Source organism: Turicibacter faecis, from assembly GCF_037076425.1.
GTDB lineage: Bacteria > Bacillota_I > Bacilli_A > MOL361 > Turicibacteraceae > Turicibacter > Turicibacter faecis.
The window spans coordinates 1,742,501-1,766,278 of record NZ_AP028127.1 but is presented as its reverse complement, the minus strand read 5'-3'; the positions used below and the strand labels follow the sequence as shown (position 1 = coordinate 1,766,278).

27 protein-coding genes (1 of these 27 running past the window's edge) are annotated in these 23,778 nt (G+C 36.9%); 22 read left to right on the top strand and 5 right to left on the bottom strand.

Annotated features, from left to right (window positions below; translation table 11 throughout):
- Positions 1-21 precede the first annotated feature (21 nt).
- The 6 genes from AACH31_RS08780 (at position 22) to AACH31_RS08755 (ending at position 6,484) form a co-directional block, all read left to right on the top strand.
- Positions 22-1,071, top strand: coding sequence for an ABC transporter ATP-binding protein (locus AACH31_RS08780; RefSeq protein WP_161832162.1), 1,050 nt, complete (start codon positions 22-24; stop codon positions 1,069-1,071).
- 1 nt (position 1,072) lies between these two features.
- Positions 1,073-1,996, top strand: a complete 924-nt coding sequence (locus AACH31_RS08775) for an ABC transporter ATP-binding protein (RefSeq protein WP_161832175.1) — start codon at positions 1,073-1,075, stop codon at positions 1,994-1,996.
- 189 nt (positions 1,997-2,185) lie between these two features.
- Positions 2,186-3,640, top strand: a complete 1,455-nt coding sequence (locus AACH31_RS08770) for a carbon starvation CstA family protein (RefSeq protein WP_161832161.1) — start codon at positions 2,186-2,188, stop codon at positions 3,638-3,640.
- Between the two features lie 190 nt (positions 3,641-3,830).
- Positions 3,831-4,292, top strand: coding sequence for a Spx/MgsR family RNA polymerase-binding regulatory protein (locus AACH31_RS08765; RefSeq protein ID WP_161832160.1), 462 nt, complete (start codon positions 3,831-3,833; stop codon positions 4,290-4,292).
- A 197-nt stretch (positions 4,293-4,489) separates the two neighbouring features.
- Complete coding sequence (locus tag AACH31_RS08760) at positions 4,490-5,302, top strand: DUF4037 domain-containing protein (protein ID WP_161832159.1); 813 nt, start codon at positions 4,490-4,492, stop codon at positions 5,300-5,302.
- A gap of 48 nt (positions 5,303-5,350) precedes the next feature.
- Positions 5,351-6,484, top strand: coding sequence for a competence protein CoiA (locus tag AACH31_RS08755; RefSeq protein WP_161832158.1), 1,134 nt, complete (start codon positions 5,351-5,353; stop codon positions 6,482-6,484).
- 194 nt (positions 6,485-6,678) lie between these two features.
- Here AACH31_RS08755 and AACH31_RS08750 read toward each other — a convergent pair whose 3' ends face one another.
- Positions 6,679-7,251, bottom strand: coding sequence for a CYTH domain-containing protein (locus tag AACH31_RS08750; RefSeq protein ID WP_161832157.1), 573 nt, complete (start codon positions 7,249-7,251; stop codon positions 6,679-6,681).
- An 88-nt stretch (positions 7,252-7,339) separates the two neighbouring features.
- Here AACH31_RS08750 and AACH31_RS08745 point away from each other — a divergent pair, with 88 nt between their 5' ends.
- The 3 genes from AACH31_RS08745 to AACH31_RS08735 are packed head-to-tail and all read left to right on the top strand — an operon-like array spanning position 7,340 to position 9,750.
- On the top strand, positions 7,340-8,071 hold the full coding sequence (locus AACH31_RS08745; protein WP_237658943.1) for a GTP pyrophosphokinase: 732 nt from the start codon (positions 7,340-7,342) through the stop codon (positions 8,069-8,071).
- A 1-nt stretch (position 8,072) separates the two neighbouring features.
- Positions 8,073-8,870, top strand: coding sequence for an NAD kinase (locus AACH31_RS08740; protein WP_161832156.1), 798 nt, complete (start codon positions 8,073-8,075; stop codon positions 8,868-8,870).
- Between the two features lie 10 nt (positions 8,871-8,880).
- Positions 8,881-9,750, top strand: coding sequence for an RluA family pseudouridine synthase (locus AACH31_RS08735; protein WP_338617393.1), 870 nt, complete (start codon positions 8,881-8,883; stop codon positions 9,748-9,750).
- Positions 9,751-9,874: 124 nt separating this feature from the next.
- Here the strand turns inward: AACH31_RS08735 and AACH31_RS08730 are convergent, their stop codons facing one another.
- On the bottom strand, positions 9,875-10,174 hold the full coding sequence (locus AACH31_RS08730; RefSeq protein WP_161832154.1) for a rhodanese-like domain-containing protein: 300 nt from the start codon (positions 10,172-10,174) through the stop codon (positions 9,875-9,877).
- Positions 10,175-10,368: 194 nt separating this feature from the next.
- On the opposite strand from AACH31_RS08730, the gene AACH31_RS08725 reads away from it, so the two are divergent.
- The gene (locus AACH31_RS08725; protein ID WP_262953818.1) at positions 10,369-11,469 is read left to right on the top strand and encodes an ABC transporter ATP-binding protein; all 1,101 of its coding nucleotides are present in this window, start codon (positions 10,369-10,371) and stop codon (positions 11,467-11,469) included.
- Positions 11,470-11,544: 75 nt separating this feature from the next.
- On the opposite strand, the gene AACH31_RS08720 is transcribed toward AACH31_RS08725, so the two are convergent.
- Positions 11,545-12,525 (bottom strand): LacI family DNA-binding transcriptional regulator, encoded by a 981-nt coding sequence (locus tag AACH31_RS08720; RefSeq protein WP_161832152.1) that lies wholly within the window; start codon positions 12,523-12,525, stop codon positions 11,545-11,547.
- Positions 12,526-12,910: 385 nt separating this feature from the next.
- On the opposite strand from AACH31_RS08720, the gene yunB reads away from it, so the two are divergent.
- The 3 genes from yunB (at position 12,911) to AACH31_RS08705 (ending at position 15,054) form a co-directional block, all read left to right on the top strand.
- Positions 12,911-13,741, top strand: a complete 831-nt coding sequence (gene yunB / locus AACH31_RS08715) for a sporulation protein YunB (RefSeq protein ID WP_161832151.1) — start codon at positions 12,911-12,913, stop codon at positions 13,739-13,741.
- Positions 13,742-13,980: 239 nt separating this feature from the next.
- Positions 13,981-14,283, top strand: a complete 303-nt coding sequence (locus AACH31_RS08710) for a YutD family protein (protein ID WP_161832150.1) — start codon at positions 13,981-13,983, stop codon at positions 14,281-14,283.
- A 12-nt stretch (positions 14,284-14,295) separates the two neighbouring features.
- Positions 14,296-15,054: a TIGR01457 family HAD-type hydrolase gene (locus tag AACH31_RS08705; protein WP_161832149.1), complete on the top strand. Its 759-nt coding sequence runs from the start codon at positions 14,296-14,298 to the stop codon at positions 15,052-15,054.
- Positions 15,055-15,090: 36 nt separating this feature from the next.
- Here the strand turns inward: AACH31_RS08705 and dapF are convergent, their stop codons facing one another.
- Positions 15,091-15,930 carry a diaminopimelate epimerase gene (gene dapF, locus AACH31_RS08700; RefSeq protein WP_262950279.1) on the bottom strand — a complete coding sequence of 280 codons (840 nt, stop codon included), beginning with the start codon at positions 15,928-15,930 and terminating at the stop codon, positions 15,091-15,093.
- Between the two features lie 82 nt (positions 15,931-16,012).
- Here dapF and AACH31_RS08695 point away from each other — a divergent pair, with 82 nt between their 5' ends.
- The gene (locus AACH31_RS08695; RefSeq protein ID WP_161832872.1) at positions 16,013-16,255 is read left to right on the top strand and encodes a NifU family protein; all 243 of its coding nucleotides are present in this window, start codon (positions 16,013-16,015) and stop codon (positions 16,253-16,255) included.
- A 60-nt stretch (positions 16,256-16,315) separates the two neighbouring features.
- Here the strand turns inward: AACH31_RS08695 and AACH31_RS08690 are convergent, their stop codons facing one another.
- The gene (locus tag AACH31_RS08690) at positions 16,316-17,236 is read right to left on the bottom strand and encodes a hypothetical protein (protein ID WP_161832873.1); all 921 of its coding nucleotides are present in this window, start codon (positions 17,234-17,236) and stop codon (positions 16,316-16,318) included.
- A gap of 88 nt (positions 17,237-17,324) precedes the next feature.
- On the opposite strand from AACH31_RS08690, the gene AACH31_RS08685 reads away from it, so the two are divergent.
- From AACH31_RS08685 to cwlD, 8 genes are all read left to right on the top strand, one after another.
- Positions 17,325-17,813 carry a phosphatidylglycerophosphatase A family protein gene (locus tag AACH31_RS08685; protein ID WP_161832874.1) on the top strand — a complete coding sequence of 163 codons (489 nt, stop codon included), beginning with the start codon at positions 17,325-17,327 and terminating at the stop codon, positions 17,811-17,813.
- Between the two features lie 24 nt (positions 17,814-17,837).
- On the top strand, positions 17,838-18,302 hold the full coding sequence (locus AACH31_RS08680) for a divergent PAP2 family protein (RefSeq protein WP_161832875.1): 465 nt from the start codon (positions 17,838-17,840) through the stop codon (positions 18,300-18,302).
- A 112-nt stretch (positions 18,303-18,414) separates the two neighbouring features.
- Entirely contained in the window at positions 18,415-19,404 is a 990-nt protein-coding gene (locus tag AACH31_RS08675; protein ID WP_161832876.1) for an NAD(P)/FAD-dependent oxidoreductase, read from the top strand.
- A gap of 218 nt (positions 19,405-19,622) precedes the next feature.
- Positions 19,623-19,994: a CvfD/Ygs/GSP13 family RNA-binding post-transcriptional regulator gene (locus tag AACH31_RS08670; protein ID WP_161832877.1), complete on the top strand. Its 372-nt coding sequence runs from the start codon at positions 19,623-19,625 to the stop codon at positions 19,992-19,994.
- Between the two features lie 3 nt (positions 19,995-19,997).
- Positions 19,998-21,350 (top strand): glucose-6-phosphate isomerase, encoded by a 1,353-nt coding sequence (locus AACH31_RS08665; protein WP_161832878.1) that lies wholly within the window; start codon positions 19,998-20,000, stop codon positions 21,348-21,350.
- 364 nt (positions 21,351-21,714) lie between these two features.
- The gene (locus tag AACH31_RS08660; protein WP_161832879.1) at positions 21,715-22,554 is read left to right on the top strand and encodes a hypothetical protein; all 840 of its coding nucleotides are present in this window, start codon (positions 21,715-21,717) and stop codon (positions 22,552-22,554) included.
- Positions 22,555-22,829: 275 nt separating this feature from the next.
- On the top strand, positions 22,830-23,333 hold the full coding sequence (gene cysE, locus AACH31_RS08655; protein WP_161832880.1) for a serine O-acetyltransferase: 504 nt from the start codon (positions 22,830-22,832) through the stop codon (positions 23,331-23,333).
- An 85-nt stretch (positions 23,334-23,418) separates the two neighbouring features.
- On the top strand, positions 23,419-23,778 hold the 5' portion of the coding sequence (gene cwlD / locus AACH31_RS08650; protein WP_161832881.1) for an N-acetylmuramoyl-L-alanine amidase CwlD. 333 nt of this gene lie beyond the right edge of the window; only the first 360 of its 693 coding nucleotides appear in the window; it begins with the start codon at positions 23,419-23,421; the stop codon falls past the right edge of the window.

Here is a 23,778-nt window from a genome sequence, read left to right as displayed (position 1 = left end):
AAAGGGGACGGTGAGAAGATTATGAGGAAAATATTAGACGTGAATAATTTAAATATTACATTCGATACATTCGCAGGTCCTGTTTCTGCGGTTCGTGGTGTGAGCTTTACGTTACATGAAGGGGAAACGTTAGCCATCGTTGGAGAATCAGGATCAGGGAAATCGGTAGCTTCTAAATCAATCATGGGGATTTTAGCTGATAATGGAAGGATCACAGGGGGATCGATTACGTATACGAAAGATAATGGGGAAGATATTGATTTAGCGACTTTATCTGAACATGAGTATCAATCGATTCGCGGAAAAGAAATTGCAATGGTTTTCCAAGATCCAATGACGTCTTTAAATCCAACGATGACAATTGGTCGTCAAATTATGGAACCTATTATAAAACATCAGGGGTGTTCAAAAGTAGAAGCACGCGCCAAAGCGGAGGAACTTATTACGCTCGTTGGAATTAATGAGGCGAAAAAGCGAATGAATCAATATCCTCATCAGTTTTCAGGAGGGATGCGCCAACGAATTGTTATCGCGATTGCATTGGCTTGTAATCCACGTATTTTAATTTGTGATGAGCCAACGACTGCTTTGGATGTAACGATTCAAGCACAAATTTTAGAACTCATTAAGGATTTACAACAAAAAACAAATGTTGCTGTTATTTTTATTACCCATGATTTAGGGGTCGTTGCTAACGTTGCTGATCGCGTGGCCGTTATGTATGCAGGACGTGTTTGTGAGATTGGAACGAGCAATGAAGTCTTCTACAATCCGTGTCATCCTTATACATGGGGATTACTTGCGTCAATGCCTGATTTAGATACAAGTGATGAATTGTTGTATGCTATTCCAGGAACACCACCTAACCTTTTGACACCGCCAAAAGGGGATGCGTTCGCCTTCCGTAGTGAGTATGCATTAAAAATTGATTATGAGGAACAGCCACCAATGTTTAAGGTAAGTGATACACATTATGCAGCCACTTGGTTATTGCATGAGCAAGCTCCAAAGGTGACACCGCCTGCAGCTGTATTACGTCTGAGAGAAAAAGGGGGATATGCTCATGAGTAAGATGAATGAACGTGAGGTTTTACTTGAGGTTAAAAATTTAAAGCAGTATTTTAAAATTAACTCAAATACGGTAGTAAAGGCGATTGATGATATTTCATTTAACATTTACAAGGGTGAGACGTTCGGATTAGTTGGTGAATCAGGATCAGGAAAGTCAACGACAGGACGTAGTATTATTAGACTTTACCAACCAACTGCAGGAGAAGTTTATTTTAAAGGGAAAAATATCGCGACAAAGTTAACGAAAAAAGAAAAGGCCGAAGTTTGCCAAAAAATTCAGATGATTTTTCAGGATCCAATGGCTTGTTTGAATCCACGCATGCGTGTCATCGATATTATTGCCGAGGGAATAGATGTGCATAAACTGGCTAAAAATAAACAAGACCGTGAGGAAAAAGTTTATAAAATTTTAGAGGCTGTTGGTTTAAGTAAGGACCATGCAGGGCGTTATCCGCATGAGTTTTCAGGGGGACAACGTCAACGAATTGGAATTGCCCGTGCGTTAATTACAAATCCTGAATTTATTATCGCAGATGAACCGATTTCGGCTCTTGATGTTTCGATTCAGGCACAGGTCGTTAACTTAATGAACACCTTAAAGAAAGAGTTCGGTTTAACTTATTTATTTATTGCACACGACCTATCGATGGTTAAATATATCTCTGATCGCATCGGAGTTATGCACCTTGGCCGTTTAGTGGAATTAGGAAGTGCGGATGATATTTATGAGCGTGCGATTCATCCTTATACGCGTTCATTACTATCGGCTATCCCATTACCAGATCCTAACTATGAACGTAATCGTAAGCGAATTATTTATGATAAATCAAAGGTAGATTATTATGCCGGAAAATGGACAGAAGTCTCACCAGGACATTTTGTTTTAGGAACAGAAGAAGAGCTTCAGGCCTGGCAAAAAAAGTAAGTAAAAGAGGATGATCGATTTTCAATTTTAGAAAATCAATCATCTTTTTTCTTACATTTGTGAAAAAAAATTTAAAAAGATGTCAAAAAGACTTTTATTTTTTTAATTTCATAGTATAATGATTTCATGAAAAGTAATTTTTTCACAAGTTGTTTTATTATAGGAGAGAGATGCGGAAGGAGTATACGTGTGGTTACATTTTTAGTTTGTTTAAGTATTTTAATTGGTGGGTATTTTATTTATGGAACGTATGTGGATCGAATGGTGGGCGTGAATCCGGATAAGGAAACACCAGCTGTTAAATTACAAGATGATGTCGATTATGTTCCGATGCCGTGGTGGAAAGTTTTCTTAATTCAATTTTTAAATATTGCGGGAACGGGTCCAATCTTTGGAGCCATTTCTGGAGCGTTATTTGGGCCGGTAGCCTTTTTATGGATTACGTTTGGGACGATTTTCGCGGGTGCGGTTCATGATTATTTAAGTGGCGTTATCTCAATGAAACATGATGGAATGTCTGTTTCAGAATTAGTTGGAATTTATTTAGGTGACCACATGAAAATGATTATGCGCGTGTTCTCAGTCATTTTATTAATTTTAGTTGGAACTGTTTTTGTGAGTTCACCAGCAGGGTTATTAGCTTCTATGACGGGTCAAGGATTAGTCTTTTGGACAGTTATTATTATCTTATATTATATTTTAGCTACGATTTTACCGGTTGATAAAATTGTCGGTAAGATTTATCCATTGTTTGGTGCAGCTTTATTATTAATGGCGATTGGTTTATGTGGGGCTATGTTTATTAATCACTTTAATGGAACACGCCCAATGGTTGAAATGACACTTGAAAATTTACATCCTGAAAAGTTATCTGTCTTCCCATTTTTATTTGTGACGATTGCTTGCGGAGCTTTAAGTGGTTTTCATGCGACACAATCTCCGATGATGGCACGTTGTGTTTCGAATGAACGAGAGAGTAAAAAGGTATTTTATGGTGCCATGGTTGTCGAGGGAATTGTGGCTTTAGTCTGGTGTGCCGTTTCATTGTCTTTCTTCGGAGATACAGCTCATTTAAATCAAGCATTGGTTGAATCGGGTGGACAGTCTGGTGTCGTTAACATTATTTCAACAGGATTGTTAGGAAAAGTAGGGGCGGTATTGGCGCTTCTTGGAGTTGTTGCATGTCCGATTACTTCGGGAGATACGGCATTTAGAAGTGCACGTTTAACGATTGCAGATGCCTTTTCTATTAAGCAAGATCATGTGGCTAAACGTTTTTATATCGCCATTCCGTTATTTGTTATTTGTATTATTTTAACGCAATTTGATTTTAATATTATTTGGCGCTATTTTGCGTGGTCAAATCAAACATTAGCGACGATTTGTTTATGGACATCAACCGTTTACTTATTGAAAAATAAACGTAATTATTGGATTACCTTGATTCCAGCCACATTTATGACTTTCATTTGTACATCATACATTCTACAGGCAAAAGAGGGGTTACGCTTAAGTGGAACTTTCTCAAATGGGGTAGGAATTTTAGCAGCTATTATTTTATTTAGCTGGTTTATGCGCCGTGTGATGAAAGGGAAGTTAGAGCAGGAAGTTCCGTGTCAGGCAAAAAACTTATTAGGTGAATAATGATTCTTTGAAGAGGCTGAAACCAATAAAAAGGTGACAGTCTCTTTTTTTCAAAACGGGTCGATATCTTTGCTAAGGGAAAACAAGGAAAAGGTAATTTTATAGGTGTTCTTATTTAAGAGGTTGTATCTCTTGAAAGGGTATTGTACAATAATAGAGATAGCAAAGGGCTATCAATGGAGGGATATGAATGGTTGAAATTTATACATCTCCCAGTTGTTCATCGTGTCGTAAGGCAAAGAAATGGTTAGATGAATACGGGATTAAATATACGGAAAAAAATTTATTTGTGACAAAAATTACACGTGAAAATATTAAACAAATTTTAGAAAAAACTGAAAATGGTTTTGAAGATATTATTTCTACACGTTCAAAGGCGTTTAAGGAAAATAATTTGAATGCGGACGACATGACGATCAATGAATTACTCGATTTTATTGTTGAGAATCCGAGTGTTTTACGCCGTCCTATTATTGTTGATAAGCACCGCTTACAAGTGGGGTATAATGATGAAGAAATTCGATGCTTTTTACCGCGCGAATTAAGAAATGTGATTTATTGTAATAATTGTGATAATTGTAATTGTTCATATGTTGGTGCATTAGAGCGTGCGCTAAAAGATAATTTTATTGAAAAGGCATCAATGAGATAAACTCTCTGTTATAAGGTAACTCCGGGTATTAGATTCAATAGCTAATGCTCGGAGTTTTTTTAGTTTAAGTTCTATTTCATAGGGGGACTGCATACAGTGTACTAAGTGATTTTAACAGTACAAACAACTAGGATGGTTGATGAGGTAGTTGTTTTTTATTATGTCATAAAATAGATGTCGTGGGAGGGGCGTGCAAAATGATTAATGTGAACGAAATTTTACACCGATTAATAGCCGAATTCAAAACGCTTGAAGAGGTGACAGGGATTACTATGTCAGGTTCTAAGTTTTCTAATTATCAAGATGAATTATCAGATATCAATATTGTTATTTATTTTACTCAACCCATCGCGAAAGAGAAACGTCGTCAAATTCTTGTGAAATTTTCGGAGTCTATGGAATTGGATTGTCCGGGGGAAGTAAACATTGATCATTGTTCGTTACGAGATTTCGCTGTTGAACTAGATCTTTGTTATCTTGAGATGAGCACCGTCGAAAAAAAACTCATGGATGCGATTGATGAAACCATGATTACTCGGTATACGTCGACGCAGATTGCCTATTTTGTACATAATTCGAATATATTATTTGACCGTGATCAACAGTTGGCTAAGTTGAAAGAGGAATATACGTCTCATTATTCAGACCAAATGAGACAACGAATTGTGAGCATTCAGTACCCGCTGTTAAAGCAAAGTCATAAATCTTACTATATTCGATTTGAGCGAGCTTTAGAGCATCGTGATCGTATTCATCTTTCAAATTTATTAAATGGTTATTTAAAATGCTATTTAGAAATCATTTTTGCTCTTAATCGTCAATATTATCCGACTGAAAACCGGATTATCCAGATAACAGAAGAAATATGTCGAGTCTTACCAAAGTTAATGAAGGAGCATATTGAATTATTATTTGTTCACGCCGCACGTTATGATAAGCAGTTGCTTAGCGTTATCGATTTGATGGTGCAACAATTAACGGAACTTTTGCAACAAGAAGGTCTTTTATAAAAGGAAATCACCTCAGTTTAGCGTATAGTAAACTGAGGTGATGATGAAATGTTACGAGCAAGGCAAAATGATGTGTTAATTGATTTAACAAAAATTTCATCCCAACAACTCCCACATTTAAAGTTGACTAAGCATTTTTCTTGTCCCTACTGTGGGGCTCCTGTCATTTTAAGACAAGGATCGAAGCGCCGTGCGCATTTCGCTCATCAGACGCCATGCCGTTTCGGTGAACACGAGTCTGAAAGTGAAGCCCACTTGATGAGTAAGGAAATTCTTAGGGAATGGTTAATTGATTGTGGGGCGAAAAAAGTGGAAGTGGAATATCGTCTTCCATCGGGAAATCGAATTGCCGATCTTTATTTCGAGTGGGATGGAAAGGCTTATGCGTTTGAAATTCAAAAGAGTATGATGTCCCCTGAGGTCTTCCAACAACGAATATCCGATTATCGCCATGCGCGGGTTGAAGTGATTTGGATTTTTATTGGTGAGTTGAACCGATTAAAAACGACTTATCGCGTTAACCGAGTGATGAGGTTACAAAAAGAGCAGCCCTTAATTCATTTAAATTGGCGGGAACGAAAGGTTACGATTTTTAACCAGATTGTTTGGATGAACCAACGAGAAATTGAGGCGATAAGGAAGACTTTTTCATTAGATCAATTAACGATTCAACAGGTGGTAGAAGATGATCAGTTACGTGTTAATCGCCGGTTAGAGGATTGGTTAGCCCTTAAAAAAGATTTCCGCTGTCATAAGTTTGCCGCTTATCAACGAAAAGAGTATGCCCTTTTAAGGTTGTGTGCTCCATTTTTAATTAATCTATCTTTATTACCTTCGGTGATTGGGTGGCCCATTGAGGGTGCCGTTTATACAAAACCATTATTTATTTGGCAGGCCTATGTTGTTTTATGCATCATGAGTGAGTATAAGGAGCAAGATGTTTTTACTTTATCTGACATTCAAAAAAAATTAAAAGGACTTTATCGACTGAAGGAGGGCCCTCATTGTCTTGTTGGACTTAAATGTTATTTAGACCTATTAGTTCACTTTGGAATGCTTAAGTCTCAATTTGGGTATTTTGAATATGTTAAACGGCCACGTCTATACGCACAATTAGATCCTTATTTAATTGAGGATGCTCAGTTAGGGGAGCGCTGGAAACAAATAAAAGACTTTTCTTAAATGAGTTTTCTAGTTGGATGCGTGATTAAATCCTTACAGAATATAGGATTTAAAGTTAGAAAGTTGATAGAAAAAAACTAGCTTGTTTAAGCTAGTTTTATAGTTAGATATATAATTGACTCGGTAGGGTCTTGAGGTTACCCATTTCGAGGGCGGATAGAAAAAAACTAGCTTGTTTAAGCTCAGTTCACGGTTTATTTCATGGCCTCCATCGCCCGTTTGATTTTATTTTGAGCGGGACGACGTTCAATGTGATACTCTTCTAAAAATGTTTCAAATTGTTTTTGTCCTTCTTCAAAGTTTGAGACTTCATATTCGACTTCAAAGTCAATGATTTCACCGTAAAAACTTTTATCGAGGACAAGGGTTCCATTGTGATAAGGAATTTCTGCGCGTTTAGTTGCAAGATCTGTGATAACTTGTAGGTGGTCCACATCAATGCCTAGTGTGAGTAGACTATCTAAAACAGGCCCTTTGACTAAGACATGGTCATATTTGAATGCCTTGTACTCAGATTTGGAAATGATTTGATTGGTTTCGAGAAGACCTACGTCTTGCTTTGTTTTTAATGTCAGCTCATAAGTATTGTTTTTGACACGAATTCTAAGGGCTGCTCCTTTTTGTTTAAGATCGTGGGACTTTGTATCGAAATAGACATTTTTTTGTAACCAAATTTGCTCTTCTTGGATATTGAACGTTTGAATTAATCGGTCATATTCCGTTTCCGTTAGCATATTTTTAAATTCAATTTCTAGATTTGTCGCCATAAAGCATCTCACCTCTATTTAATTATGACTCAAAGACATGATATAATCAATGAGTGTTTAATATATTTTAAAAATAAAGTGAGACATAATGAAAACGAAATTAACGTCAAAAGTAGAGGTGAATTTAATGGATTGGTTAAGTTTTTTTGAGCCGTATGAATTAGCCTTGCAGGAGTTGAAAATCAATTTAAGGGGAATTCGCCAGCAATATAAAACGAAGGGGCTTCATTCGCCTATTGAATTTGTTGATGGCCGTATTAAAACGATTGCGAGTATTTTAGATAAATTAGATCGAATGGGGCTTACGATTCATGAAATTGGTCGTGTATATGATATCGCTGGGATTCGAATTAATTGTCAATTTGTTGAAGATATTTATATGGTGGTGGAGTTACTTAAAAAGCGTCAAGATTTAGAAATTGTTGAAACACGCGACTATATTTCGATGCAACGGGAAAGTGGATATCGCTCGTACCATATTCATGCCTACTATCATTTAGAAACGATTGATGGGATGAAAAAGGTCATGGTTGAGTTTCAAATTAGGACGCTTGCGATGAATTTTTGGGCAAGTATTGAACACTCTTTAAATTATAAATATGAGGGTCAAATTCCTAAAGGGATTAAAGATCGACTAAAACAAGCAGCTGAAGCTGCCGCATGGTTAGATGGACAAATGTCAGAAATTCGAGATGAAATAGCGGAAGCACAAAAAACATTTGAAAAACGACAGTCCGATGAATATCGAGTGATTGAACCAGCCACAAATTTGGTCACTTTAAATGAAGATTACCTCATTAAGAAACATAAGGGAGATTAATATGAAAGTAGCAATCTACGCGAATGATCGTGAAGTTTCAGAGCAAGTTAAACAACAGCTCATTGAAAAGTTATTGGAGAGGAACATTCAAATAGATCATGGAAATCCAGATATTGTTTTAACGATTGGTGGCGATGGAACGGTATTGCATGCCGTTCATTATTATATGAATCAAATTGAGCAGATTAAGTTTATTGGTATTCATACGGGACATTTAGGATACTATACGGATTGGTTACCGGGTGAGTTAGATGAATTGGTTGACTTTTTACAAGAGGATCATCAGAGTGTTTGTCAATATCCGCTCTTGTCAATCGTGTTATGTGAGTGTGAACGAACGAATCATGAAGTTTGTCATCAATTATATGCTTTTAATGAGATGACGCTTTTAAATGCTTCTCGAACGCAACATTTAAACGTGACGATTGATGACTTGTTTTTTGAGTCTTTTCGTGGAACAGGCGTTTGTCTCTCGACGCCAACCGGAAGCACGGCCTATAATAAATCATTAGGTGGGGCACTCGTTTACCCAACACTACGAGCGTTTCAGATGACTGAGATTGCCTCGATTAATAATAATGTGTTTAGAACGATCGGGTCTCCATTAATTATTCCAGAAGAGCAGACGGTTACTCTACAATCGGAAAATTTTCAGGATGTAACGATTACTCGGGATCATTTGTATGAATCATATAAAAATATCCAGAAAATTCGGGTCACCTTATCTTCTCGTTCCGTCACCTTCCTTAAACGACGAGAGGGATTATTTTGGAATCGAGTAAAGCAGCATTTTTTATAGGAGTATAACGATGAGTCTAATTTTAACTTTTCATATTAATGAGGAAGCAGCGGGAATGTCATTGCTTCAATATTTAAAACAACAGCGAATTTCTAAAAAGGCGATTGTAGCGACTAAACATCGAGGTGGGCAACTCCTCGTTAATGGGAGTGTACAAAACGTCCGCTATCAGTTAAGTTTAAATGATCAGCTAACTGTTATCTTTCCAAAGGAATCAAGAAGTGAAGGATTAACACCATATGAGTATCCATTAGATATTCTATACGAGGATGATTATTTGCTCGTTATTAATAAACCCGCGGGATTGCCGACCATTCCTTCTATTAGGTATCCTCATCAAACATTAGCGAATGCTTTAGTCCATTATTATAATAGGCGGGGACTTGATTCGACCCTTCACTTTGTGAATCGATTAGATAAGGATACATCGGGATTATTAGTCGTTGCAAAATATCGCCACATTCATCATTTAATGACCGATGAGATTAAACATATGAAACGCAAATACTATACGTTAGTTAAGGGCGATTTATCTGGAACTGGAACGATTAACGCTCCTATTGCAAGGTTACAGGAAGGAAATGTAAAGCGTGGAGTCGTTTTAGACGGAGATGACGCTGTGACGCATTATCGTGTCCTTGAAAAATTTTCGGAAAACACGCTCGTCGAATGTACGCTCGAGACGGGACGAACGCATCAAATTCGTGTTCATCTGTCACATTTAGGTCACCCCTTAGTGGGAGATACACTGTATGATGAACAAGCGATTGTTTTAAGTGAGGGACATTTATTACATAGTTACTTTGTTGGATTTATCCACCCTATTACAAAGGAGCTTCAAACGTTTCAAACGCCCATTCCTAAGCGATTTTATTTGTAACTGAGGTGCGTATTCACACGTTGCGACACTTGTTTAGGCAGGAATCTTGATGTTGTGTAGGGTCATTATTTAACTATTAATCTTGACTTAGATATTAAAAAGGTGAGCCATTGAGCTCACTTTTTTAATATCGATAACGCATATTGCTGTACCCACCGGCAATACTGATGACATGGTAGCCGCTTGACTCGAGCATCATACAGGCACGGTAACTTTCACCGCCATGCTCACAAATTAAGTAGTAGGTGGTGGTACGATTTAGGTAACGTTCGGGGTACATGACGAGTGTTTGATAAGGGATATTAACGGCCGTATTAAGATGATAACCCGCAAATTGATAAGGTTCACGAATGTCAATGATGATGGGTTGGGGCTTTGTGCTCATCAATTGATTCAGTTGGGAAATAGAAATACTTTTAGGCATAATAAACCTCCTCGTATAAAGATCGTAAATCATTTTTTATTTTAAACGACAATAAGTTTACCGTGCTAAAGATAAAGAATGATATACTTAATATATACTATGATAAAGCAGGAAGGATGCGTATAAATTTATGGTGAAATAGGGGGCAAAGAGGGATTTGTGAAGGATGAATGCGTAATATTGGGGGAGTAAAGGTGGCGCAATTAAAGTTGAAAAATGTTTGTAAATGTTATAAGGGGGGGCGGAATTCGGTCATCAGTCAGTTTAATTTAGAGGTGTTGGACGGGGAGTTTATCGTTTTGGTGGGACCATCGGGATGTGGAAAATCAACGTTGTTGCGAATGATAGCAGGGCTTGAAGAGGTTTCCTCAGGAGAGATTTATGTGGATGGAATGTTGGTGAATGAGGTTTCGCCGAAAGATAGAAACATCGCGATGGTTTTTCAGTCCTATGCATTATATCCGCATTTTACAGTTTATGATAATATGGCGTTTGGTTTAAAGTCGCAACAGTTATCGAAGAGGGAAATAGATCGTCGGGTTAAAGAGGCTGCTGCTGTTTTAGGGCTTGAAGCTTATTTAACGTGTAAACCTGGAGGATTGTCTGGGGGACAACAGCAACGCGTGGCTTTAGGGCGAGCGATGGTAAGAGAGGCGAAATTATTATTAATGGATGAACCGTTATCTAATTTAGATGCTCCGTTACGCGGGGCCATGCGTTTAGAGATTATGCGATTACACAAGCGGTTAGGAACGACAACCCTTTATGTCACCCATGATCAACTAGAGGCTATGACTATGGCCTCACGTATTATTGTGATGAATGAGAGGGGGATACAACAAGTCGCCTCTCCGAAGGAGTTATATGAATCTCCTCTAAATATGTTTGTAGGCGGGTTTATCGGATCTTATGCGATGAATTTTCTGCGGGGGAATGTCGTAGGGGATACGTTTGTTATTGATGATTTTTCATTGCGCATTCCAAAGGGGAAGGTTACCTTATTGAAAAAAAGGGGTTATTTAGAACGGCCGATTGTCTTGGGAATTCGACCGGAGGACATTTATGCTGACCCTATCGTTCTAGATACATATCAAGAGGCCAAATATCAGGCAACGATTGAAATGATGGAATTACTTGGTCATGAAGTTATTATAACAACAACCGTTAAATCGCAGTCAGTCGTGGCAGTGATAGATTCCCGCTTTTTAGTGGCAGGTAATCTTCAGTTAGAGTTGGCCTTTGATATGAATAAATGTCATTTTTTTGATCCAGAAACAGAGGAGAGCATTCGATAAAATAAAAAAGCAGTTGGATAAAAAGTCCAACTGCTTTTTTTGAAAAAGAAATTTTTAGGAGCATGATAAAAGGCTCTATTCACTTTTAGTAGACTCACGTTCGATGAGTTCGACTGGAAGTGTCATGTGAAGCTGGTTAATCGGTTCATTATTAATGAGTTTAAATAAGGTTTCGGCGGCCATTTCCCCCATTTCTGTAATGGGTTGTGCAATCGTTGAAATCGTCGGATCAGTATACTCACAAATACTAATGTTGTCATACCCGATGATTTTAATATCTTCAGGAACTCGACGTCCTAATTTTTTTAAACAACGGATACAGTTCGCAGCCATTAAGTCACTTGCTGAAAAAATTCCATCGATTTCTGGATTTTGCTTTAAAAATTCTTGAATATCCGTTTGAGTGGTATCAGAGGTAAACTCAAGTTCAAGGCTTTGAACTTGGATGTCCGAATGTTTTTTAAGTGTTTGTAAAAAACCTTCCGATCGATCGTTAGCAGGAGTTAACGTATGAGGCCCTCTTAATTGAATAATGTTTTTACAATTAGCCTCAATGAGGCGATTAGCAGCTAGAATGCCTCCCATGTAATTATCGGCGGTAACCGAAGGAATTTCGGTGCTGATCATGCGATCTAGTCCCACGATGGGAATATCTAAGTTAATATATGATGCAATGTCGGGTGAGTTTGAACATAGAATGAGACCATCTATTTTATTCGTAGAGAAAATTTGAAGATACTCTTTCTCGCGCTCTAGACTTTCCCTTGATGTACATAGCATCGTTTTATAACCATGCTGTAAGATAACTTGTTCAATCCCAGCAATCATGTCATTAAAAAATTCATTTTTTAAATCTGGGATAATGATACCGATGATTTTTGATGATTTTCGATAAAGCGATCGGGCTATTTCATTTGGAACATAATTTAAATCTTTAATAGCCTTTAAAACTAATTCTTTTGTATGCTCATTCACGTAACCTTTATTATTTATAACTCGTGAGACCGTTGCTACGGAAACGTTAGCGTGTCTCGCGACGTCTTTAATATTCGCCAAAATTCCTCACCTCTAAATCCCAATTATTTGTAATATATATATAACTATTATTATAAAAGACATTTATTAGAAATGTCAACGTATATCAAATATTGGTAATAAATGAGGGGGGCAGATACACGGATAGGTTGGATAGAGTGTTGAAGTGTCGAAATGATGGTTGATTATGCGTGAGTGGGGGAGAAAGATGAGAAGTGTAATTTGTACAATAATCGTTTTTATTTTCGATGAATAGTCAGATTAGTGAGTGAGTCGATACAGGGTGGGATTTAATGAAATTATTTATTTAGTCCTTTTATAGAACTTAGTTCAAGTGGTAGAAAGGGATGAATATGTATATATTAAAGCAAGAATAAAAGCGGGGTGTTGGTGAGTGTCAAGGCGCATGAGACGAAGAAAAAGAAGTGGGAAAAGGAAATCTAACTTTTTAAAGAAATGGAAACGACGGTTAATCGGTATTGGCGTAATCGGAGGCCTAGTTTACGGGGCTTATTTTGTGTATCATAATGTGTATGCAATTGTAGTTGATTATGCGTCCGTCCAAACCGTGAACCTCGCGAGTTTGATTATCAAGGAGGCAGTTGGAAATAGCGAACTGGTATCTTTTGATATTGATGATGTCATTCGCTTTAATGAGAATAAAGAGGGGTATGTGAGCCAGGTTTATATTAACACGCCGAAATTGAATCAATTACTCGTTTCTACCTCTCAGGAAGTTGAGGAAAAATTGCTTTTGGTTGAAAGTGGCGATCTGAGTGAATTAGGATTAGATAGTATATATGGTGGACCATATGAGGACGGTGTATTGCTTACTGTCCCACTTACGGCTGCTTTAAATTTATCTTTATTGCATGAGTATGGCCCTAGGTTCCCGGTTTCTGCGACCGTTATGGGAAACGCACAAACTGATATTAAGACGAATGTTAAACCTTATGGAATTAATAGTGCGATGCTTGAAATCTTATTGACAGTTAGTGTCCGTTTGAAAGTTGGGTTACCACTTAAGTCAGAGGAAACGGTTGTGAATGTATCAACACCGCTTGTCATTAAAATGATTTCGGGTGAAATTCCGGAGTATTATTATATAGGAAGTAGCAGTAGTACGACACCGCTTAGTCCTTTTACAAATGAAGCGGGTGAAACGGGGGCAAAGAAACCAAGTGCTTCTCCTGATCAAAGTGTGAAGGACGGAATGGAAAATATCCTATTGCATTAGAAATTTATCGAACAACGGATGTGGTTTCCATGGATAGAATAAAAAAGGGGTTGCTTTAAAAGAGATGTAAAACGTCAGATAAATGTTTAGCTGCTTGCTTTTTAGTTATTAATACTGAATCTAGATTGATATCTCGCTGTTTTAATCGTAAAGAGCTGTTTTAATCGTAAAGAATAGTGATTTTTTATAGTTTGTGATAAAATAGTGTCAATATAGACGAAGTAAAGGGGTGATACGTGATGAGTCGCTACCGTTATCGATTAGTGAAAACTCATCTGATAGAGTTTGATGAAACATTGTTTAATCAAAAGCTAACGGAAATACTTGAGAAGTACGATTATATTGTTGGTGACTTTTCTGGGGGACAGTTGCGCTTGAAAGGATTTTATTCTAATGATCGTAAAAATGTGCCATTGGACTCAAAATGTGAAACGATTCCCGAGTATCTAGCCGAGTATTGTGCGTATGGATGTCCTTATTATATAGTAGAAAAAATTGTTGCAAAGCAATACTCTAATGACTGGTCAACATCAAAGAAATAGCGAGGAAGAAATATGTATAAAGGATATTTGATTGATTTAGATGGAACTGCGTATCACGGAACACGAGTAATTAATGAGACATTGTCTTTTGTAAAAAAATTAAATGCACAAGGTATTCCGTATTTATTTTTAACGAATAATAGCACGAAAACACCTGAAATGGTGGCTGGCCTTTTAAAAGAAATTGGGTATCCAGTAACAGAAGAGCAAGTGTATACGCCCTCTTTAGCGACGGCCCAATATATTTACGATGAAAACCCACAGGCGAAAGTTTTTATGATTGGTGAGGTTGGTTTAGAAAAGGCACTGCTTGAAAAGGGGTTGACGATTACAGATGATCAACCGGATTATGTTGTTATTGGGTTAGATCGGGAAATTAATTACGAAAAGTTAAGTTTAGCCTGCTTAGCTATCCGCAACGGTGCGACGTTTATTTCAACGAATGGTGATATTGCCATCCCTACAGAACGTGGATTGTTACCGGGGAATGGGGCATTGACGTCAGTTCTTACGGTAGCGACGGGTGTTAATCCAATTTTTATTGGGAAACCTGAACGTATTATTATGGAAAAGGCACTTGAGTTAATTGGATTAGACGCTCTTGAGGTAGCGATGATTGGCGATAATTATTTTACGGATATTTTGGCGGGAATTCATGCGGGAATGCCAACGATTTATATTGAAGGTGGTGTCTCAACAAGGGATGAAGTCATGAATTATGATACGCCTCCGACTCACATTTTAAAAGATTTAACGGAATGGTCGATTTAAAACAATAAAATAAAAGCCCTCGATGGGCTTTTTATTTTATTCTTGTTCTTGGTAAAAGTACGTTCCACAACAGACTTTCGTACAGGATCCTTTTTCAATAAGGTGTCCATTTTCATCCCATTTTAGCTGAAGGTCAGCCCCTCTGCAGTGGACCGTTACCCAATCGTAAGGTTTAACAAGACGCCGAGCGACCGCACTTGCAATAGCAGCTGCCGCATTTGTTCCACATGAAGAAGTAAATCCCAGACCGCGTTCGTACGTCGTGAGAAGAACTTCGCTAGGGTGAATAATCGTTAAAACCCCTATATTGACATCATTTTGACTCGACAGATATTTCATTTCATCTTGAAAATATTCGTGATCATCATCTGTATAAATAATAAAGTGAGGATTTCCAATGGAAATCGTATCTGCTTCCCAATTTTCAGATGAGGTTGAAATTTCTTCGCAAAACTCACTGATTGGGCTATTCAGTGTAAGGGGGGTTGACAGATTGTTTAAAGGATAAGGGATTCCTAAATCAACCGATATTATCGAGTGATCCAAACTCAGTGTGGCAAGAGTGGTGCGTGTTTCAATTGTAATTGAAGGCTCGGTAAACCGTCCAATCTCCGCTAGATGATATCCGATGAGTTTTAGTCCGTTAGCACACGTATTGGCTAATGACCCATCTTTATTATAAAAAATGGCTTTCGCATCTGCCTGATCTGAGGGAAGCAAGATAATGAGTCCATCGGCACTAATTCCAGTTTCTTCATGGGTCATTTTTTGGGCTAAATGGGTATAATCTAAAGGGAGAACGGGGTGTTCAAGGTAATTTAAGATAATGTAACAGGTGCTAGCTGTTGTTAGCTTCGTAAAAAAGATAGGTTGCAAATCAATTCCTCCTTATGTATATCTGTTTACTTTTTAGATAGGACGTTTTATAATCTAATTAATGACTGGTGAGGTGATATCGATGAATGAAACAGAAAAACAGATTGTTGAGATTTTAGAAAAGTTAAGACCGTATCTCCAACGTGATGGTGGAGACGTAGAGTATGTAAAGTTTGAAGATGGGATCGTTTATGTTCAGATGTTAGGTGCTTGTGTGGGATGTGCTTCTATGGATTCTACTTTAAAAGATGGGATTGAACAGATCTTATTAGAAGAAGTCCCAGGTGTTATCGGTGTTGAGAATGTTGATGAATATTTAATGTAAAAAAAAAAGAGGTCCTTTACTAGGTATATTCAAGTGGGATCTCTTTTTTTACTCTTTTCTTTAATTTTTCGATAATGCCTCCGCTTTGACCCATTCTGGAATACGTAGTTCAATTAACGTACTTTGATAGATTTCATACGGCAGTTGGTACAGGAGTTTGGCATAGGAAAGTGCTTGCTCATAGATTAGGGGGATATCGATATCTTCCCCTTCTCTTAAGTTAAATAGAGCATCATAAAAGTGCGTTGGAAAGAAGAGTCGGGCATATAGAAGTTTCCATTCCTCATTTGTTAATGGATTAACCCTGTTAATAATTTGGACAAAGGTTCTTACCTGAACGAGGTCTTGATTAGCGAGATAAAGGTGACGGATATACTCACAGTAGCATCTAGCTTTATTATCTAGCGTTAGCAATTTAGGACAGAAACATTCAACTTTATATGTCGTTGGAGTAAGACGCATATGGCATAATGAAACTGGATATTTTATATCTGAAAGTTCATTAATAAATGTATAAGCCTGCTCATTTAGATGAATATAATAAGTAGCTAGGTCGAAGAATAGGAGACGATTCTCAGCAGATAATTGTTCAATTAAGACGTTTAGCTGTTCTTCATGTAATCGATTTTTTCCTGTCCAACGTTCCTTTAATTCGGGTGCAAGTTCATACGGTTCTGGATAAATCGTAGGAATTTGTAACGTGCGAATATCAATATATTCATGTAAAATGACGCTCGATTGTAGGACGTAATAATGCTCTCCTTCAAATAAAACGGTTGTTGTATTGTCCTTAGATAATAGAATACGTTGATAGTTATTATATTGTAAAAGTTGTAAAAGGTGGAAAAAAATTGTGTTCTTCTCCTTTCCAACTGATATAATATAAATGTAGTGGTCACCTAATTTCGTATAGTAGATATCGTTTAATTGTTCTAAATGGTCAATTTGGAGTTGATAATACCAATTAATTAGCTCCTTCATTCGGATCATCCTCAAATTTAAAATACTTTCTACTCTATATCTATGCGTAAGTGACAGGTAAATATGATAATTGAAGGGATGAATTTATATGGAACGAAAAGAATTAGAAGAATTAGTTATTCGTAAAATTAATGATAGAGGGGTAACGCTTGAACAAATTGCAGAATTAACCTATTTTTTACAATCAAGTTATTATGAGGGGTTAACGCTTGATATTTGTTTAGAAAATGTGCGTTCTGTGTTAAAGAAACGTGAGGTTCAAAATGCAGTTTTAACAGGGATAAGACTGGATGAATTAGCAGAAATGAACATGTTAGGGGATCCATTACAACAGATGGTTGATCATGACTATTCTTTATATGGAATTGATGAGGTCTTAGCTTTTTCGATTTTAAACGTTTATGGATCGATTGGTTTTACTAATTATGGATATATAGATAAATTAAAACCTGGTATTTTAGGCGAAATTGATAGAAGTGGTAAAAAAGATGGGTGTTGTCAAACGTTTATGGATGATTTAGTGGGCGCGATTGCTGCCGCGGCAGCGAGTCGCATCGCCCATCGCCGTCAGCAATAATATGAACTAAAAGGAGATCGTTTTATGTGGTTAAACTATGCTTTAGAGTGCGCTATTTTAGCGAATATTTTAGCACAGGTGATTAAGGTACCTCTTCACTTGCTCATGAAAAGGCAATGGCAACCGATGCTCATTTTTTCAACTGGAGGAATGCCAAGCTCACATTCTGCTTTTGTTGCAGCACTCACGACGGCCGTTGCCGTTTTAGATGGTTTTCATTCAACCACATTTGCTATCTCTTTTTGTTTAGCTTCGGTTGTCATATATGATGCAATGGGGATTAGACGCCATGCGGGAGAGCATGCTAAGCTACTAAATCATTTAATTGATGATTTAGTTAATAGCGGCAATGTGTTGTTTTTTCAGGATAAAACTTATCAAACAAAGCTAAAAGAATTACTTGGCCATGAACCATTAGAAACACTGGCTGGTACGTTATTTGGAATAGCGATTGCTTTAATTTATGGATGGTGTTTACACCTCATCTAGGGCTAGAAAATAATTTTTTAATGTATAAACATTGTTTGTATTGAAAGTTTTAGATATACTAATAATAAATGGAAACAGTTTGGGTTATTTTAACAAAGACGAGGTGGATCTGATGAAAAATGAAATTTATGATTTAACAATTATTGGCGGAGGCCCCGTAGGAATTTACGGAGCATTTTACGCGGGAATGCACGGAATGAGAACGAAGATTATTGATGCATTACCAGAGCTTGGGGGGCAACTTGCAGCACTCTATCCAGAAAAATATATCTATGACTTACCAGGGCACCCAAAAATTAAAGCGGGGGAAATGGTTGAACAATTAAAGGTGCAAATGAATCAGTTTACAGATCGTATTGATGTCGTCACAAATACGAATGTGAAGACGGTTGAAAAGTTAGAAGATGGAACCTTTAAAATTTGTACGGATCAAGAATGTCATTATTCACGTTCTATTGTTATTACCGCCGGAAATGGAGCCTTTACACCTCGAAAGTTAGATGTTGGAGGTGCTGAACAGTTTACTAATATCCACTATTTTGTATCGACAATGGAGACATTTAAAGGAAAAGATGTTGTTATTTTTGGTGGGGGAGACTCAGCAGTTGACTGGGCGTTAATGCTTGATGGTGTTGCTAAAAGTGTGTCTATTGTTCATCGACGTAATGAATTTAGAGCACATGCGTCTAGCGTTGAAAGGTTAAAACAAGCGAATGTTACTTGTTTAACTCCATACATTGCTAAAGATGTGATGGGACAGGGCGATCGTGCGAATCAAGTAGAGCTGATTAATGTAGATACAGAGGAAACAAAAATCCTTTCGGTAGATGAAATTATTGTTTTATACGGATTTATCTCATCGTTAGGGCCAATTAAGAATTGGGATATTGAATTAGAAAAAAATGCGTTGCGTGTAGATATCACTCAACAGACGAGTGTAAGTGGTATTTTTGCAGCAGGAGATGCTTGTACCTTTGATGGGAAAATTAAAATGATTACGACTGGATTTGGTGAGGTTGTTGTAGCCATTAATGCTGCAATCGCGTATGCTTATCCGGATAAGGTGCATCGCCATAAACATAGTTCGGCGATGATGAAATAATAATTGTTTAGGAAGTCTTGGGACTGTGGTCCAAGGCTTCTTTTTTATTGTTAACGATAAGGCGGCTTAGCGTAATAATCGAAAACCTAAACGGGTGGGGCGTTGTTCCTAATGAAGAATTAAAATTTTATAAAGTTAAAAAAAATTCATAATTGCGATTATATGGGAAAAATTTATATGATATAATGAGAATGTATGTATGAACTGAGGTGTAAATAATGAAAATCAAAGAAGGGAGTATCGTACGAGGAAAGGTCACAGGTATTCAACCTTATGGAGCGTTTGTCCAGTTGAGTGATGAGTGCCAGGGGCTTATTCACATTTCAGAATTATCTGATGGATATGTCAAGGATATACGTGATTTTGTGAATATCGGTCAGTATATTGATGTAAAAATTCTTAAGTTTGACTCTGACAACCGACAAGCACGGTTAACTTTAAAAGGAATTTCCAATTATAGTGGCCGAAATAATCGTATGAAGGCCTCTAATTTTGAGACTTCGAATGGATTTGCACCGCTTGCCCAACACTTACCCATTTGGATTCGAGATTCACTCGATAAAATAGCAAGGGTTAACAAGGAGGACTAGAAAATGGGAAAATTCCTATCATTTAATTATGAGAACGCAGCGTCTTTTGTTGCACAACATGAACTAGATTATGCAACTGAATTAGTGAATGTACTTCATAAACGAATTCATGAGCAAACTGGAGCAGGTAATGACTTTTTAGGATGGGTTGACTTACCTGAATCTTACGATAAAGATGAATTTGCTCGTATTCAAAAAGCAGCTGCTAAAATTCAATCTGATTCAGACGTTTTATTAGTTATCGGAATCGGAGGATCTTACCTTGGAGCTCGCGCAGCAATTGAGGCATTAAATAACCACTTTTATAACTTACAAGATAAGACAACACGTAAAGCACCACAAATTATTTTTGTTGGGCATCATATTTCTTCGACATATGTTCAAGAATTAGTTGAATATTTAGTGGATAAAACATTCTCAATTAACGTTATCTCAAAATCAGGGACAACAACTGAGCCAGCAATTGCTTTCCGTGTGTTTAAAAAATTATTAATTGAAAAAGTAGGACGTGAAGAAGCAAATAAACGTATTTATGCAACAACTGATGCACAAAAAGGAGCTTTAAAAACATTAGCAACAAGTGAAGGATATGAATCATTTATCGTTCCAGATAATGTTGGTGGACGTTTCTCAGTATTAACAGCGGTAGGTTTATTACCGATTGCCGTTAGTGGAATTAATATTGAGGAAATGATGAGAGGGGCAAACGATGCTCGTCAAGAATATGCTAACCCTAACTTAGCAGAAAATGAAGCTTATCAATATGCTGTTATCCGTAATGCGTTATACTCAAAAGGTAAAACGATTGAAATGTTAATTAACTACGAACCAGCGTTACTTTACTTTAATGAATGGTGGAAACAATTATTTGGAGAATCTGAGGGTAAAGACCAAAAAGGAATTTTCCCAGCTTCAGCTTCATTCTCAACAGATTTACATTCAATGGGACAGTTTATTCAAGAAGGTCGTCGTGACTTATTCGAAACTGTTATTAATGTTGTAAAACCAACTCGTGAAGTGGTATTAGAGGCCGAAGAAACTGATTTAGACGGATTAAATTATTTAGCTGGTCAAACCATTGACTTCGTTAATAAAAAGGCATTCCAAGGAACGTTATTAGCACACGTTGATGGAGGAGTACCAAATCTTATTATCGATGTTCCTGAATTATCAGCATATAGCTTTGGATATTTAGTTTACTTCTTTGAAAAAGCATGTGCAATGAGTGGTTATATTTTAGGAGTAAATCCATTTAATCAACCAGGTGTAGAGGCCTACAAGAAAAATATGTTTGCTTTACTTGGAAAACCAGGTAATGAAGCATTAAAAGCAGAGTTAGAAGCACGTTTAAAATAACGTCATATTAACGATTTTAAGACTTTCTCGTCAGTTAGCGGGAAAGTCTTTTTTTCATCATTTAAAGGGCGTCAGAGATAAAAAATAACGATTTGTCACCCTTTTGCCACTAAGTTTGGGAGTACATCTTAAAAAGGTAGAGGATTCTTGATATGAGTTATTAAGGGATTATCAGGCGATATTGCATATAGAATGAAGTCATAGATTAATTAATTGTGTCATATATTAATTGAAAAAAGACAAAAGGTGAAAAGAGTAGTAAAATAAAAATATAACTTAACACCTGTTCCTTTTAGAGGGAACCTAGTCCTGTCTTAACTAAGCGGGGAAGAAAGAAAAGATGTTTTAGGAAGGAGAGGGAAGGATGACGGAGGTAAGTCAATTATCGAAAAAGGATTTAATAAGTAATCTTTGGATGACGGATGAATTAATGAGTCAAATGAGATATTTTGAACAAGAACGCGCAGAAAAGAAAAAAACATTGGTATTAACAATTGAGAGTACACAAAAGGAGTATATTGCTTCGGTAAAAGAAAAGTATTATGGGAGTGAGGATTTTAAGGCGCATCAAAAGTATGAGGAATTATGTCTTAATTTAAAAGATTTTAGGGAGGTAGCTCTGTTACTAGATTTAATTATTGGGGTCCTTATTTCTTATTTGCTTTTTATGATCGGTGTAAAGTTTTTATCGGTGGTTCTTTCGTTTGTTGTTATTGTGTTATTGATTTATTTATTTTATTATGTGGGGGTTAAATATTATTTAAAACAAAAAAAACCTCTTTCAATCCCAACTCTAGAAGCTGTGATAGACGAGGCGAAAGAGAGCTATGATTATCAACATATTGAACATTCCTTGTTGGCCAATCATTTACGAGAAGAAATTCATGAAATAGATCAAAAAATTTCTCAATTAGAAAGCGAACTCGTTGAGAAGACAGTTTTACCTGAAAAGTATCGACATCGTTCAAAAGATGTGATTTGGTATTTAGAGAATCTTGTTGCGGATAATCTAAAAGAGGCGTTATCCGCGTTGATTGAAGATGATCATAGAAAACAAATGAAGCAAATGATTGATAATCAAAATCATGAGATTAGACATTTAAAGGAGATAAGTCATCAATTAATAGAAAATCACCAACGATTAATCGAAAGACTGGAAACACAGCAACAACGAATTGAGGAATTAGAAGGTAAGAAAAAATAATGATAAACCCCTTTTGTGTGGAAAAGACAGGAGGGGTTTTTATTTTATGAGGAGATTTAGTTGTTTAGCGTAGCCTAATTTTTGAAGGGGGTGGTTTAATGTGTTTTGAAAAGATAAATGGGATGTTTTATAAGATAGATTAATGTCTAATCACGGTTTTTCTAAAAGTGGGGGGAAATTCACCTTTTTTGAAAAATAGTGAATACTTTTAATCAAATCTTTTTATAAACTTCATACGATAATAACAAGCATAGATAAAGAAGGGAAGAGATGAAGTGAGAGAATATTTTGACTCAATTAAGCGAAGGGACCCTGCTGCGCGAAATATTTTTCAGATTATTTTATTATATCCTGGGGTTCAAGCTATTTTCTGGTATCGCATAGCTCACTTTTTATATCAACATCATTTCAAGCTGTTAGCTGAGATGATGATGTTTATTGTTAGATGTGTTTTGAATATTGAGATTCATCCGGCTGCTACCATCGGTAAACGTTTATTTATCGACCATGGCACTGGTGTTGTGATAGGGGCAACGAGTGTGATTGGGGATGATGTAACAATGTATCACGGGGTTACTCTCGGGGGAGTTGGACGTGGGGACTCGAGTGGGAAGCGACATCCGACCGTTGAAGATGGGGTTACAATTGGTGCAGGTGCAAAGGTTCTTGGGAATATTACCCTAGGACAAGGCTGCATGATAGGAGCAAATGCCGTTGTGTTAAAGGATGTGCCTCCAAGAAAAACGTCGGTTGGTGTTCCTAGTGCAGTGAAAAAGTAATTAATTTGCGAATTTTAGAGCTTTTATTATATTTGGTATTGGTCCTTCATAAGCTTGTAAAAAAAGAATCGCAAAGGTGATGAGGATGAAGAAAACAATAAGTATAATGTTATTAGTAATCGTGTTGTTTTTAAGCTTTATTCCAGTTATACTAGGAAAGTATCAAGATAAGTGGAATAATAAATCGTCAGTGACGGTAGTTTTAGATGCGGGACATGGTGGAAAAGATGGTGGGGCCTCATCAGCAGGTGGTGTCATTGAAAAGGAGATTGTTCTATCTATTACGAAAAAAGTAGAGGATTATTTAAAGCTTCAAGGTGTTAATGTAGTACTGACACGAGATGGAGATTATGATCTAGCTTCTAAAGAGGCTAAGAAAAGAAAAGTGGAGGATTTAAGTAAACGTGTGCAAATTATGAATAGTCAAGAAAATGGAATTGTTGTT